General features: G+C 68.2%; 14 protein-coding genes. 7 read left to right on the forward strand and 7 right to left on the reverse strand.

The genetic code is table 11. The features are described 5' to 3' along the window. Positions 1–117 precede the first annotated feature (117 nt). Complete coding sequence (gene hisG / locus ACNS88_RS11605; RefSeq protein WP_435097594.1) at positions 118–1008, forward strand: ATP phosphoribosyltransferase; 891 nt, start codon at positions 118–120, stop codon at positions 1006–1008. Between the two features lie 25 nt (positions 1009–1033). On the opposite strand, the gene ACNS88_RS11610 is transcribed toward hisG, so the two are convergent. The 3 genes from ACNS88_RS11610 to larB all read right to left on the reverse strand — a co-directional run bounded on the left by ACNS88_RS11610 (position 1034) and on the right by larB (position 2427). Next, positions 1034–1300: a GIY-YIG nuclease family protein gene (locus ACNS88_RS11610; protein WP_435097597.1), complete on the reverse strand. Its 267-nt coding sequence runs from the start codon at positions 1298–1300 to the stop codon at positions 1034–1036. 65 nt (positions 1301–1365) lie between these two features. Continuing rightward, a complete protein-coding gene (locus ACNS88_RS11615) occupies positions 1366–1518 on the reverse strand; it encodes a DUF7563 family protein (protein WP_008847299.1) in 153 nt (50 codons plus the stop codon). A gap of 126 nt (positions 1519–1644) precedes the next feature. After that, positions 1645–2427 carry a nickel pincer cofactor biosynthesis protein LarB gene (gene larB / locus ACNS88_RS11620; RefSeq protein WP_435097601.1) on the reverse strand — a complete coding sequence of 261 codons (783 nt, stop codon included), beginning with the start codon at positions 2425–2427 and terminating at the stop codon, positions 1645–1647. Positions 2428–2614: 187 nt separating this feature from the next. Here larB and ACNS88_RS11625 point away from each other — a divergent pair, with 187 nt between their 5' ends. Next, positions 2615–2782 carry a DUF1931 family protein gene (locus ACNS88_RS11625; RefSeq protein WP_435097604.1) on the forward strand — a complete coding sequence of 56 codons (168 nt, stop codon included), beginning with the start codon at positions 2615–2617 and terminating at the stop codon, positions 2780–2782. Positions 2783–2862: 80 nt separating this feature from the next. Here ACNS88_RS11625 and rpiA read toward each other — a convergent pair whose 3' ends face one another. From rpiA to ACNS88_RS11640, 3 genes are all read right to left on the reverse strand, one after another. Beyond that, positions 2863–3588, reverse strand: coding sequence for a ribose-5-phosphate isomerase RpiA (gene rpiA / locus ACNS88_RS11630; RefSeq protein ID WP_435097607.1), 726 nt, complete (start codon positions 3586–3588; stop codon positions 2863–2865). A 39-nt stretch (positions 3589–3627) separates the two neighbouring features. Continuing rightward, entirely contained in the window at positions 3628–4755 is a 1128-nt protein-coding gene (locus ACNS88_RS11635; RefSeq protein ID WP_435097610.1) for an ORC1-type DNA replication protein, read from the reverse strand. A gap of 147 nt (positions 4756–4902) precedes the next feature. Then, entirely contained in the window at positions 4903–6006 is a 1104-nt protein-coding gene (locus ACNS88_RS11640; RefSeq protein ID WP_435097613.1) for a TIGR01177 family methyltransferase, read from the reverse strand. 87 nt (positions 6007–6093) lie between these two features. Here ACNS88_RS11640 and ACNS88_RS11645 point away from each other — a divergent pair, with 87 nt between their 5' ends. Together ACNS88_RS11645 and ACNS88_RS11650 are read left to right on the forward strand one after the other, a co-directional pair. Next, positions 6094–6651 (forward strand): TATA-box-binding protein, encoded by a 558-nt coding sequence (locus ACNS88_RS11645; RefSeq protein ID WP_435097616.1) that lies wholly within the window; start codon positions 6094–6096, stop codon positions 6649–6651. A 73-nt stretch (positions 6652–6724) separates the two neighbouring features. Beyond that, positions 6725–7084: a DUF7473 family protein gene (locus ACNS88_RS11650; RefSeq protein ID WP_435097619.1), complete on the forward strand. Its 360-nt coding sequence runs from the start codon at positions 6725–6727 to the stop codon at positions 7082–7084. Between the two features lie 62 nt (positions 7085–7146). Here the strand turns inward: ACNS88_RS11650 and ACNS88_RS11655 are convergent, their stop codons facing one another. Further along, positions 7147–9318, reverse strand: a complete 2172-nt coding sequence (locus ACNS88_RS11655) for an ATP-dependent DNA helicase (RefSeq protein ID WP_435097622.1) — start codon at positions 9316–9318, stop codon at positions 7147–7149. A gap of 159 nt (positions 9319–9477) precedes the next feature. On the opposite strand from ACNS88_RS11655, the gene trpY reads away from it, so the two are divergent. From trpY to ACNS88_RS11670, 3 genes are all read left to right on the forward strand, one after another. Next, positions 9478–9978: a TrpY family transcription regulator gene (trpY, locus tag ACNS88_RS11660; protein ID WP_435097625.1), complete on the forward strand. Its 501-nt coding sequence runs from the start codon at positions 9478–9480 to the stop codon at positions 9976–9978. 191 nt (positions 9979–10169) lie between these two features. Beyond that, positions 10170–11201, forward strand: a complete 1032-nt coding sequence (gene radA / locus ACNS88_RS11665) for a DNA repair and recombination protein RadA (RefSeq protein WP_435097628.1) — start codon at positions 10170–10172, stop codon at positions 11199–11201. A 505-nt stretch (positions 11202–11706) separates the two neighbouring features. Then, positions 11707–13380 carry an ammonium transporter gene (locus ACNS88_RS11670; protein WP_435097631.1) on the forward strand — a complete coding sequence of 558 codons (1674 nt, stop codon included), beginning with the start codon at positions 11707–11709 and terminating at the stop codon, positions 13378–13380. The last annotated feature ends 89 nt before the right edge of the window (positions 13381–13469 follow it).

Below are 13469 nucleotides of genomic sequence, written 5' to 3' on the forward strand. Positions count from 1 at the left end.
CGTCACGCTCACTCGCACGTCGTTCGCCCGATGTCCCGGATCCGTCCGCTATGCCGGCTCGAAGCGACCGAGCTATCGGACGAAAACGTTTCCCCCTCGCCCCGCGACGCTCAACGTATGCGCATCGCTGTCCCCAACAAGGGCCGCTTACACGATCCGACGCTCTCCCTGTTAGAGCGCGCGGGACTCCACACCGAGGAGACCGCCGACCGCCAGCTGTACGCCGACACCGTCGACCCCGACGTGTCGATCCTCTTCGCCCGCGCCGCCGACATCCCCGAGTACGTCCGGGACGGCGCGGCCGACGTGGGGATCACGGGCCTCGATCAGGCCGCGGAGTCCGGCGGCGTCGCCGACTCCGCGAGCGCGGCGGCCGACGACGATCTCGTCGACCTGCTCGACCTCGGCTACGGCTCCTGTAAGCTCGTCCTCGCGGCGCCGGAGGACGGCGACATCGAGGGCGTCGCGGACCTCGCCGACGGAACGGTCGCCACCGAGTTCCCGGCGATCACCCGCGACTACCTCGACCGGGTGGGGGTCGACGCCGACGTGGTCACCGTGACGGGCGCGACCGAACTCACCCCCCACGTCGACATGGCCGACGCCATCGTCGACATCACCTCGACGGGGACGACGCTCAAGGTGAACCGCCTCGCCGTGATCGACGACGTGCTCGACTCCTCGGTGCGGCTGTTCGCGCGCCCCGACGCGGTCGACGACCCGAAGATCGAGCAGGTGCTGACCGCCTTCGAGTCGGTGCTCGCGGCCGACGGGCGCCGGTACCTGATGATGAACGCGCCGAAAGGGCGGCTCGACGAGGTAAAAGACGTGATCCCCGGACTCGGCGGCCCGACCGTGATGGACGTGGAGGCCGACGAGAACGGGAACGGCGTGGTGGCGGTCCACGCCGTCGTCGAGGAGCGCGACGTGTTCGCGACCATCTCGGAGCTGAAGTCGGTCGGCGCGACGGGAATCCTCGTCACGGAGATCGAGCGGCTCGTCGAGTGAGACCGGGGAAACGAGAGGAAGATCCCTACGCGTCGCCGATCAGCCGTTCCTTCTCGGCGCGCGTGAGCGACTTGATCGCGTGTTCGCGCGACATCGCGGCCGACTTCGAGTCGAACGACTCGACGTGGCGCAAGGTCACGGGGGTCCGCCCGCGGGTGTACTTGGCGCCCTCGCCGGCGTCGTGTTCGGCGACGCGCCGCTCCACGTCGGTGGTGTAACCGGTGTAGAGCGTGCCGTCGGCACACTCGATGACGTACACGTACTGAGACGAGTCTCGGCTCGGCGTCGACACGAAACGGGATCGGCGCGACCGGAACGAATAGCTGCCGGTCTCGACCTCGTGGCGGGAGCGACGGGTCAGTCTCCGGTGCGGGCGCGTTCCCGGGAGACTTCGGCGATCCCGGCATTCGCGGAACAGTCTGGACAGGCGTTGAGGTCGCCGTGCTCGTCTGCAAACACGCGCGCGAAGCGGTCCGAGACGTGCGACCCGCAGTGGTCACAGCGTGGCATTTGGTACCGGTATCCACCGGCGTATAACAGTAGGGTCTCGACGAACAAATACCCTTTCTCACCCCCATCAGCTTCCGGAAAAACCCTTATAAACGTCCGTCGCAGGAAGGGCGCCGAACCCGGCGATCAGTCGCGACCGGCCGCGTCGACTGCCCGGGCGATCAGGCCCGCCTGCGCGCCGGCGACGAAGCCGGCGTCGACGTTCACCGTCGTGAGCACCGAACAGGACTGGAGCGCGCCCTCAAGCGCCGCGACGCCCTCGCCGCCGACGCCGTACCCGGTCGAGACCGGCAGCGCGATCACCGGTGCGGCGACGAGCCCCGCGACGACCGTCGGCAACGCCCCCTCGCGGCCGGCGGCGACCACGACCACGTCCGCCTCGCGGACGCGATCGCGCTGGTCCAAGATCCGGTCGAGGTTCGCGACCCCCACGTCGTCGACTCGGTCGACCGTCGCGCCGATCTCGCGGGCGACCACCGCCGCCTCTCCCGCGACCGCCGCGTCCGCGGTACCGGCCGCGACGATCGCCACGGTCGCGTCGAGGGCCGGGGGGTCGAAATCGTCGGCGTGAACGACGACGGTGTCGGTCCGCTCGTCGTGGTCGACCGTCGCGCTCAGCGCGTCGTCGGTATCTGGACCCTCCGTAAACGCGGTTCGGATCGCGGCCGCGTCGTCGGCGTCCGCCCGCGTGACGAGCGCGCGGCCCGTCGTCTCCACCGCGGTCGTCGTCAGGGCGGCGACCTCCGCTGGCGTCTTCCCCTCCGCGAGGATCGCTTCGGGGATCCCGCGCCGGCTCTCGCGGGCGGCGTCGAACCGCCCCGCCGCCGTCGTCGCGTAACCCGCGAGCCGTGACTCCGCCTCCGCGACGCCGATCTCCCCGGCGTCGAGCGCCTCAAGCGTGTCGCGCATGGTCCCTCGTCCGGGCCGAACGGTGTCGTACCTATCGATCCGAGCCGATCTCGGGCGGCGATCGGACCTCAATCTCACAAGGTTTATAAGTGAGCATATCCCGGCACTGCCGCAAACAGCCCGCACGGCGTCCCTCGCGGGCGAATTCAGGAACTCTTATTAACTGTCGACGGATAGCGTCGAGCGCATGGCAGACCTTATTGTCAAAGCGACCGTCAAGGAAGCGCTGGACGACAAAAACGTTGCTTCGGACTTCTACGACGCGCTGGACGAGGAAGTCGAGGAGCTGCTCGAAGACGCCGCGCGCCGCGCCGAGGCCAACGACCGGAAGACGGTCCAGCCTCGCGACCTCTAAGACGGACGCGCTCTCCGTTCCGCATTTTTTGAGCGATCACTGACCGACGAGCGGTGCGTCCGTCGGTTCGCTGAGACCGCTCACCGCGTCACGATCCGGACGCCAGTCTCCGTCCCCACGTGGACCTCGTCCGCGAGGCCGACGAAGATTCCGTGTTCGACGACGCCGGGCGTCGTCGCCAATGTCGTCGCCAGCGCATCGGGATCTTCGATCTCACCGAACGCGCAGTCGAGCACGAGGTTCCCGTTGTCCGTGACGACCGGCCCGTCCTTCCGTTCTGCGCGCCGCAGGGCTGGCTCGCCGTCGGCCGCTCGCACCGCCTCGGCGACCGCGGTTCGGCCGGCGGGGAGCACCTCCACCGGAACCGACCGATCGAGGACCGGCGCCTCCTTCGAGGGGTCGGCGACGACGAGAAAGCGGTCCGCCGCCGCGTCGACCAGCTTCTCGCAGGCGTGGGCGGCGCCGCCGCCCTTTATCAGGGGGCCGGCAGTCGGGTCGTCGCCGCGACCGACCGCGACCTGATCCGCCCCGTCGATCGCGACGTCGATCCCGGGCGCGTCGGGGCCGACCGCCTCGTCGAGGTCGAGGGGTGGAATCCCGCACTCCGCCGCGAGTTCGCGACTCGCGAAGGATGTCGCCACGCCCCGAACCTCGAGGCCGGCGTCGACTCGGTCGCCGAGTCGTCGGATCGCGTGGGCCGCGGTCGACCCGGTTCCGAGGCCGACCACGTCGCCGTCGGCCACCGCCTCGGCCGCCGACTCGCCGGCGCGTCGCTTCGCCGCATCGCTGCCGCCGCTCGTCTTCATGACGGCGACTGCGTGCGGAGCCGTTGAAAAGGCGTCGGGCTACTCCAGCCGGTCGAGCACCGCCTCGGCCTCGTAGGCCAAAGAGAGCTCGCGGGAGCGCCCGCGTCCGTCCACGTCGGCGTACTCGGCGTCGATCACACCGAGCTGGTCGAGCTTGTTGATGATCTCGGAGTAGCGGGTGTAGCCGAGGTCGGTCTCGTCGTGGAACGCCTCGTACACCGGTCCGGCGCGCTCGCCGTCGTTCTCGGCGAGGACGCGGACGAGGGCGCGCTCGGACTCCGAGAGGCCGCGGAGCGAGCGCGAGAGGTGGACGTGTTTGGACTTGTCGTACGCGGACTCCACGTCCTCCTCGGCGATCGCCTTCGAGGCGCGCATCTCCGCGTTGAGCCCGGCCCGACGGAGGAGGTCGATCCCGACCCGGAGGTCCCCGCTCTCGGCGGTGAGCTCCGCGACGCGCTCCAACTCGGCGTCGCCGATGACGCCGTCGTGGAACCCGCGCTTCGCGCGCTCGAAGAGGATGTCGTAGATCTCGGTCGCGTCGTAGACGGGGAAGTACACCTCCTCGGGCCGAAAGACGGACTGAACCCGGGTGTCGAGGTCGTCGATCACGTCGAGGCCCAGATCGGAGGACACGACGATCACGCCGATCTTCGCGCCGGAGTGCGCCTCGTGGGCGCGCAGAAGCGAGTAGAGAGTGTCGGACGCCTCGTTCTCGTAGAAGAGGTAGTTCACGTCGTCTAAGGCGACGACGAGCACGTCGTCCTCCTCGACGAGCCGGTCGGTGATCTGCCCGAACAGCTTCTTAAAGGAGATCCCGGAGGAGGGCGGCTCGTAGTCGAATATCCCCTCGAACAGCCGCGAGAAGACGGCGTACCGCGTCGAGTCCACCTGACAGTTCACCCGGACCGTTCGCACGTCGGTCCGGGCGCCGAGCTCGCCGAACAGCTTCTGGACGGCGGTGGTCTTCCCGGTCCCGGGCGGGCCGCGCACCATCGTGTTAAGCGGGCGGGAGCCGCGAACGGCCGGGCGGAGCGCGTACTTCAAGCTCTCCAGCTGGCTCTCGCGGTGGCGGAACGTCTCGGGGACGTGGTCGATCTCGAACACCGACTCGTCGCGGAACACCGACTCGTCCCACGAGAGCATGTCGCCGCCGGCGTCCCCGGTCATGTGAACACCACGATAGGGAGCCCACTTAACCGTTGCCCGCGGGGACGGTGAAACTGAAACTTGTCGCCTGCGACGCTCATCCGCCGGGTATCGCCGACCGATCGTTCACTCTCGGGACGGTTGGATCGGAGCGCTCTCGCGTACCGATCACGCCCGCTCGAGCACGAGGACGTACCGCGTGAGCGACCGGTGGACCCGGCGCTCGAAGACGGCGTCGACCGCCCAGCCGGCTCCCCGAGCCTCTCGCCGCCAGTCGCGGTCCGCGATCACCACGGCCCGGGGAGCGACGCGGGCGGCCTCCGCGAGCGCGCCCGCAACGAGGTCCGCGAGCTCGTGGCGGGCAATCTTCGACTGGCGCCCGTAGGGGGCGTCGAACGCGACCCCGTCGGCCGCGTCGTCTCGGAGGGGAAGGGCCGTGGCGTCGCCGCGGGCGACGTGCCAGTCGGGGGCAGAATCGTCGGGAGTGACGCCCACGTACTCCCGGAGGTTCTCGCGCGTCCCGCGGACCATCTTCGCCTGGGCGTCACATGCGATCGTGTCGCTTCCGACGATTCCGGCCTCCAGCGGGAGCCCGCCGGTACCGCACATCGGGTCGAGGAGGGTCCGACCGGGCGCGGCGCCAGCGAGGTTGGCGTACGCGCGGGCGTCGGCCGGCGCCATGCTCCCCGGCTGGAAGAAGGGCCGGTCGGTCGGCTTGGGCGCGAAGTCGCGGGCGGCCTCAACGGCGACCCACCCGAGCGCGCAGAGATCGGTCTCGCCGCCGTCCGCGCCCGGGACCGCGTCGTGGTCGTCGCGCTCGCCGGCCGCGAACAACGCGCGCAGGACGTGGTCGGGGTCGTCGAGGTCGACGTCGAACCCGCGGTCGACGAGGACGCCGCCTAACTCGCGTTCGGCGGCGCTCGTCGAGACGTCCGTCGTATTCCGGACGTTGCGGGCGCGCACCGCGACGGTTCCCGACCGGTCGAGCGGCGCCGCGTCGAGCGCGGCCGCGGCGGCGTCGATCTCGGCGTCGGTCCGGGCGATCGCCTCGTGGGCGGCGCGGGTGTAGGCGAGCCGACGGACGGGAGCGCCCGCGCTGCTGCCGCCCTCATCGTCTCCCGCGCTGCTGCCGTCCTCACCGCCGACGCTCCGACCGCCGACGCTCCCGGCGCGCGCGACTCCCGGCGCGAGCAGCTCCACGCTCGCGGCCGCGACGGCGGCCTCGCGGGCGGCGAACGCGTCCTCCTCGCCGGCGAGTTCGAGCCAGTACACGCCGCTGGGTCCGGCCGCCGGTCGCAAGAGGATAGCGGTTCCGACCAGCCACCTTTTTACGTGCTTCAGGTGTGTATCGAGGTAGTAATGGCCGATCCGAAGGAGACGATCACAATAGAGAATGTCGTTGCCTCCACGGGGATCGGGCAAGAGCTCGATCTCCAGAGTGTCGCGATGGACCTCGAGGGCGCCGACTACGACCCGGAGCAGTTCCCAGGACTGGTCTACCGCACCACGGACCCGAAGTCGGCCGCGCTGATCTTCCGATCGGGAAAGATCGTCTGTACGGGCGCGAACTCAATCGACGCCGTCTACGAGAGCCTCGACCTGGTCTTCGACGAGCTCCGCAAGCTCCAGATTCCCATCGAGGATCCCGAGATTACGGTCCAGAACATCGTCACCTCCGCCGACCTCGGTGAGGACCTCAACCTCAACGCGATCGCGATCGGGCTCGGCTTGGAACACATCGAGTACGAGCCGGAGCAGTTCCCCGGACTCGTCTACCGGATCGACGACCCCGACGTGGTGGCGCTGTTGTTCGGCAGCGGGAAGCTCGTCATCACCGGCGGGACGAGCCCCGACGACGCCGCGGCCGCGGTCGACGTGATCGTCGAAGAGCTGGACGGTCTCGGACTGCTGGGGTAGGCGATCGACGCGCGGCGTCGTTCTCCCGTCCCGATTCCGCGATCACTTTTATTCGCCGGCTCGTAGGTCCCCTATGCTCCTTCAGACGGTGACGCCGGCGTCGGTGCTGGGGACGACCGTCCTGTTCGCGCTGTTCCTCTCCGTGACCGCTCACCTCGCCGCCCGAAACGTTCTCGGCGACGTGGATCCGCGCCGCGCGCTGTACGTCGGCCCGCTCCCCGCGGTGATCGGCGTCGTCGGGGGCGCCTTCGGCCTCCCCGAGGCGCTGATCGTCGCGGCCGCGCTCCTCGTCGACGGTGCGATGTTCGCGTGGAGCTACGACCAGCCCCGACGGCTCGTGATCGGGATGACCGTGATCCACGCGGTGATCACGACGCTGCTCGGGATCGTGCTGCTTGGAATTGCGGTGCTGCTCGCGGCGCGTCCGGGGTGACGCGGCACGTCCGGGTGACGGAGACCGGGAGTCGCCGGCGGGGGCCTTCGCCCGCGACCGACTCACGGCTCCGGCGGCGCTCCGTCGTAAGCGTCGTGGTCCCCGTAGAAGTTTAACATCGCGAACTTCAGCTTCTCCGGGTCGATATCGAGCAGTTCCGCGCGCTCCTCCGGCGGGAACGCGCCGCGGACCGAGTACTTCCCCATGTCTGCGGTCGTGTACCGCCGGTCCGCGAGGATCCGGACACCGAAGTCGTCGGGGCCGCGGATGACCCGACCGAGCGCCTGTCGCGTCTTGCGGATCGTCGGGATCTCGACCGCGTACGCCCAGCCGGAATCCCGGGAGCGGTCGCGGTCGGAAAACGCTCGGTTGTAGGCGTCCTGAACGGCCTCCATCCGGTCCGAGAGATGCGGATAGGGGACACCGACGACGACCACCGTCCGGGCGTCGTCGCCGTCGAAGCTCACGCCCTCCCCGAGCGTCCCCCACAGGGAGGTAAAGAGAGTCGCGTCGTCGCTCTCGACGAACCGGCGGCGAAGCTCCTCCTCGTCCTCGCCGGGACCGTCGAGGGAGAGGGACCCGAGGTCGGCGCCCGCGAGCCGCTCGTAGTAGCGCTCCGCCTCGGCGTAGGAGGGGAAGAAGGCGAGCGTGTTTCCCGGGGTGAAGCGGATCGCGTCGCGCAGCAGCGACGACACCGTCTCTTGGGTCTCCGGGTCGTTGCGCTCGGAAGCGAACAGCGGCGGCGTGTCGACCGCGAACGTCCGACGATTCTCTTCGGGGTACCCCATCTCGTACGCCAGCGCCGCCACGTCCTCCAGTCCGAGCACGTCCTTGGTGACGTCGAACGGGCGAAGCGTCGCGCTCATCAGCACCGAGGCGGCGACCTCGTCGAACAGCGCCTCGGTGACGCGGCGAGGGATGCAGGTGTACAGCTCCGCGCGCCCGTACACGTCGTCGGTGGCACCGTCGCGGCGCACGGAGACGACCGGGTACTGGCCGAGCGCCGTTCCCTCTTCCATCCACGTCGAGACGAACCGGGCGACCTGCAGGGTCTGGCACTCGGTGCGGGTCGTGGTCTCGCCGTCGCGGTAGCGGCGCTCGTACTCCTCGTCGAGCGCCTGCCCGAGCTGGACGGCGAGCTCCGTCTCCGTGTCGATCCCGTTCCCCTCGTAGTTGCGGAGGAACGCGAGCGTGAGGTCGTCTCGGCGGTCGTCGTTGGCGATCGAGAGGTCCTCCCAGTTCTCGTCGATCGAGCCGCGTTGGCCGACGCCGAGCGCGTCGTCGTACGTCTCGATCAGGGCGTCACGGAACCCGCGGACGACGTTTTCGGCCGCGTCGGCGCGGGAGTCGTCGCTCTCCGTGAGCTCGTCGAGGGCGGCGTCGAGCGTGTTCTCCGTGAGGGTCCGCGTGGCGTGGTCGCGGGCGGCGTCCTCGATGTTGTGGGCCTCGTCGAAGACGGTGATTATCTCGGAGGGGTCGCGGTCGATCCACCGGAAGAACTGCTCGCGGATGTTCGGGTCGAGCAGGTGGTGATAGTTACACACCACCAGGTCGACGCCCTCCATCCCTTCCTTCAACAGCTCGTAGCCGCACAGTTCGCGTTCGTCCGCGTACGCGTACACGTCCTCGGGGGTGCGAACGTCCTCGAACAGCCACCCGAAGAACTCGTCGGTGTCCTCGAGGAGGTTGTTGCGGTAGTGGGCACAGACGTTTGCGGTCTCGTACTCGTCGATCTCGGCTTCCAGCTCGTCGAGCTCGTCCATGACCGACTCGCGGGCCTCTGCGGCCCCCGCGTCGCCCTCGCGACTCTCGGCCAGCAGCTCGCGCTGGCGGGCCTCCAGCTCGCGGACCTCGCTCTCCGTCTCGACCATCTCGCGGGTGGTGTCCCGGAGGGTCTGACACTCCTGGTAGTCGACGTCGATGTGGCACATCGACGATTTCCCCTTAAATACGACCGCGCGGATGGGCGCTTCGCGGGTGATCGCGCGGGCGTCCTCGACGAACTGTCGCATCTGCTGGTGGACGTTGGTCGTGATGACGACCGTGCGGTCGTGCTCGCGGGCGTGTTCCAAGGCGGGGACGAGCGCGGAGAGGGTCTTTCCCGTTCCGGGCGCGCCCTCGAACAACACGTCCTGTCCGCGGTCCAGCGCGTTGGCGATCCTGTCCATCGCCTCGCGCTGGTTCGGGTACGGCTCCTCGTACGGGAAGAACCGCAGATGCGGCGACTCTGACACGGGACAGGGTTCGGCGCCATCGGCTAAAAGGGGTGGGGTGGCGGAGCGGAAGTGGTCAGGCGGCGTCGTCGCTCCGCCGTCGCCCTCGCTGCCCGCACCGCCCGACCGTCCGCCACGCACCCGCCTTTTTAAGGACGCGCGGCGAGCATCCGCAGACGAATGTTCGACGAGATCCTCGAGAAGTTCGAGGGATCACCCAGCCAGCAGGCGGTGATCCGGCTGTTCTTAGAGCGCGGGTTCTCCGTCAACGAGGCGGGACGGGTCGTTTCCGGCGGGATCGAGATCCCCTACACCGGGATCGCGCGCGAGCTCGACGTCGACCGCCGCGTCGTCGATTCGACAACGGACGCGATACTGGCCGACCCGGAGCTGAAACGCATCTTCACGAACATCTCGTCGGTGCCGAGCCTGATGGATCTCGCCCCCGTGCTGGACCTGACGGTGCTCACTATCGAGGTCGCGGCCGCCGACGAGGCCGGAATCGTCGCCGAGGTGACCGGGATCTTAGCCGATCACGGCGTTTCGATCCGGCAGGTACTGAGCGAGGACCCCGAGTTCACCGACGACCCCAAGCTGTACGTGATCACCGACACCGACATCTCCGGCGACCTGCTCGTTGAGATCCGCGATCTAGCGTACGTCCGCCGCGTCGGGTTCTGAGGCGGTTGCACTGCGGAGCAGCCGCTGACCGTCGGCCGACGACCAGTTCCGCCGAGTCGCCGTGTCGCCGCCTCCGCCCGAGACCATTTATACGGTGCCGAGCCATTCCGGAGCGCGATCCCCGCTCTGTTTTCACTTTCACTCGGGTGTAAACCAGTCTTTATACGGGATGGCGAACAAGGGTCGTGTACATGCCAGAAGACGAACTCGAGGACCTCCCCGGAGTCGGCCCCGCCACCGCAGACAAGCTCGTCGAGAACGGGTTCGAGAGCTACCAGTCGATCGCCGTTGCGAGCCCCGGCGAGATGTCGAACACCGCCGATATCGGCGAGTCGTCCGCCAGCGACATCATCAACGCCGCCCGAGACGCCGCCGACGTCGGCGGCTTCGAGACGGGCGCCGCCGTACTCGAGCGCCGCGAGGAGATCGGGAAGCTCTCCTGGCAGATCGACGAGGTGGACGACTTGCTCGGCGGCGGCATCGAGACGCAGTCGATCACCGAGGTGTACGGTGAGTTCGGGTCCGGGAAGTCGCAGGTGACCCACCAGATGGCCGTCAACGTCCAGCTCCCGGCGGAGCACGGCGGCCTCAACGGCGGGTGCATCTTCATCGACTCGGAGGACACGTTCCGCCCGGAGCGGATCGACGACATGGTGCGCGGACTCGACGACGAGATCCTCGCCGACGAGATGGAGCGGCGCGAGATCGAGGGCACCCCGAGCGACGAGGCGGCGATGGAGGAGCTGATCGAGGCGTTCTTAGACCAGATTCACGTCGCCAAGGCGTTCAACTCCAACCACCAGATCCTGCTCGCGGAAAAGGCCAAGGAGCTCGCCGGCGAACACGAAGAGAGCGAGTGGCCCATCCGGATCGTCTGTGTGGACTCGCTGACCGCCCACTTCCGCGCCGAGTACGTCGGTCGAGGCGAGCTCGCCGACCGTCAACAGAAGCTCAACAAGCACCTCCACGACCTGATGCGGCTCGGCGACCTGTTCAACACCGCCATCCTCGTCACCAACCAGGTCGCGTCGAACCCGGACTCCTACTTCGGCGACCCGACGCAGGCGATCGGCGGCAACATCCTCGGACACGCCTCCACGTTCCGCATGTACCTCCGCAAGTCGAAGGGCGACAAGCGGATCGTCCGGCTCGTCGACGCGCCGAACCTCGCCGACGGCGAGGCCGTGATGCGCGTGCAGGGCGAGGGACTCAAGCCGGAGTAATCCGGCTCTCGTCCGTCGAGTAGCGCCGTCGATCACCGATCCGAATGCGGGTAGGCAACCCGATACCCGATCCCGACTCGGACGGCGAATACGGTTGACGAACGTCAACTTCCGCTCGGAAGGCTCGAAACGCCCGAAGTGGGTCTGTTAACGCCATCTTACCGGTATCGGCCCGAATCCGCACCGGCAAAAATTGCCAGTAGGGACCGCGCCCGGCGTCGCGCACCCCGAAACCGGCCGATTCGGCGCGTCGTAACAGAAAACATACAATACGCCCGTCCGATTTTATCGCAAGGATTGCGGGAAGTTCGGCGAGAATATGTCCTTATACATTATCGATCCGTCTTCATATCTGACAACCACCGTATTATAAACCTAATTTATTGTGAAACTCAACTCGAACGTTTATATATTCCTATTCCTCCTGTCGAGATGTGATTCAGTACATGAACGCAAGCGAAACAGGCATTTCGAAAGACGTACGTTCAGTTGAGGTGGGCAAATCGTGACGGGCGGCGTACTCGCGAGCATCGATCCGAGCGTCCTCGCAGAGGGGGTGAACCTGATGTGGGTCGCAGTGGTCTGTTTCCTGATCTTCTTCATGCACGCCGGCTTCGCGATGCTCGAGGCGGGACAGGTGCGTGCGAAGAACGTCGCGAACCAGCTCACGAAGAACCTGCTCACCTGGGGAATCGGTATCCTCGTGTACTTCCTCGTCGGCTTCGGCATCGAGGGCGTCGCCGGCGGCGGCGGCTTCTCTCCGGCGTCCGCGCTCGCGGACGGCGATTGGGTCAACAGCTGGCTGTTCGGCGCCGTCTTTGCGATGACGGCGGCGACGATCGTCTCCGGCGCGGTCGCCGGTCGCGCGAAGCTCCGCGCGTACGTGGCGTACACGATCGCGATCTCGGCGGTCATTTACCCGGTCGTCGCGGGCATCACCTGGGGCGGCGGGCCCCTGGCCGCCGTCGGCTTCGTCGACTTCGCGGGCGGGATGATCGTCCACGGCGTCGGCGGCATCGCCGGCCTCACCGCGGCGTACATGCTCGGACCGCGCATGGACCGCTACTCGGAGGACGGCAGCACGAACGTCATCCCCGGTCACTCGATGACGTTCGCGGTGCTCGGCACGCTGATCCTGGCGTTCGGTTGGTACGGGTTCAACGTCGGCACGACCGCGACCGTGTTCTCGGTCACCGAGTCCGGCGAACTCGCGCTGGGCGGCTACACAGTGGTCGGCCGCGTCGCGCTGACGACGACGCTCGGGATGGGCGCCGGCGCCGTCGGCGCGGCGCTCGGCTCGATGTACCTCACGAAGAAGGTCGACACCCTCTACGTCGCGAACGGCGTACTCGCCGGCCTCGTCGCGGTTACCGGGATCGCGGACCTTGCCACCTGGTGGGGCGCCATCCTGGTCGCGCTCGTCTGCGGCCTCCAGCTCCCGCTGGTGTTCGAGTTCGTCGCGGACAAGATGAAGATCGACGACGTGTGCGCAGTCTTCCCCGTTCACGGCTCCGCGGGCGTCATCGGCGTCCTCGCGCTGCCGTTCGTCAGCGTCAACGGCTTCTCCGTCGACCTGCTCGTCTCGCAGGTCATCGGCGTCGTCGCCATCGCGGCGTGGACCGTCCTCACGACCGCTCTGGTCTTCGGCGCGTTCAAGGCCACCGGTCAGGCCCGGGTCACCCCCGACCACGAACGCGACGGCCTCGACGTCAGCGAACACGGCGTCGAGACGTACCCCGAGTTCGGCCGCGCGAACGTCGCGACCGACGGCGGCGCCGCCGTCGTCGACACCACCGAGGACTCCCCGCGCGCTGACGGCGGCGAGGAGGCCGGCTCGGAGATCAAGATGGTCACCGCAGTCGTCCGCCCCGACAGGCTCGGAGCGATCAAGAAGGCGCTCGCGGAGATCAACGCGCCCTCGCTCACCGTGACGAACGTCTCCGGCCGCGGCAGCCAGCCCGCGAAGAAGGGCCAGTGGCGCGGCGAGGAGTTCACGGTCGACCTCCACCAGAAGGTGAAAGTGGAAGTGGTCGTCGCCGACATCCCGGCCGACGAGGTCGCAGACGCGATCGCCGGCGCCTCGAAGACCGGCGAGCCCGGCGACGGGAAGGTGTTCATCATGCCCGTCGAGGACGCGCTGCAGGTCCGCACGGGGACGACCGGGCCGGAGGCCGTGTAAGCTCCGGACACCGCGGCGGAAACCGAACGCACCGGATCACCAATCGACGTGCGCTTTTCCGATAGCTCTACGACGCCGAGTTGCGACAC

The organism is Halorubrum shenae (assembly GCF_051194165.1).
Lineage (GTDB): Archaea > Halobacteriota > Halobacteria > Halobacteriales > Haloferacaceae > Halorubrum.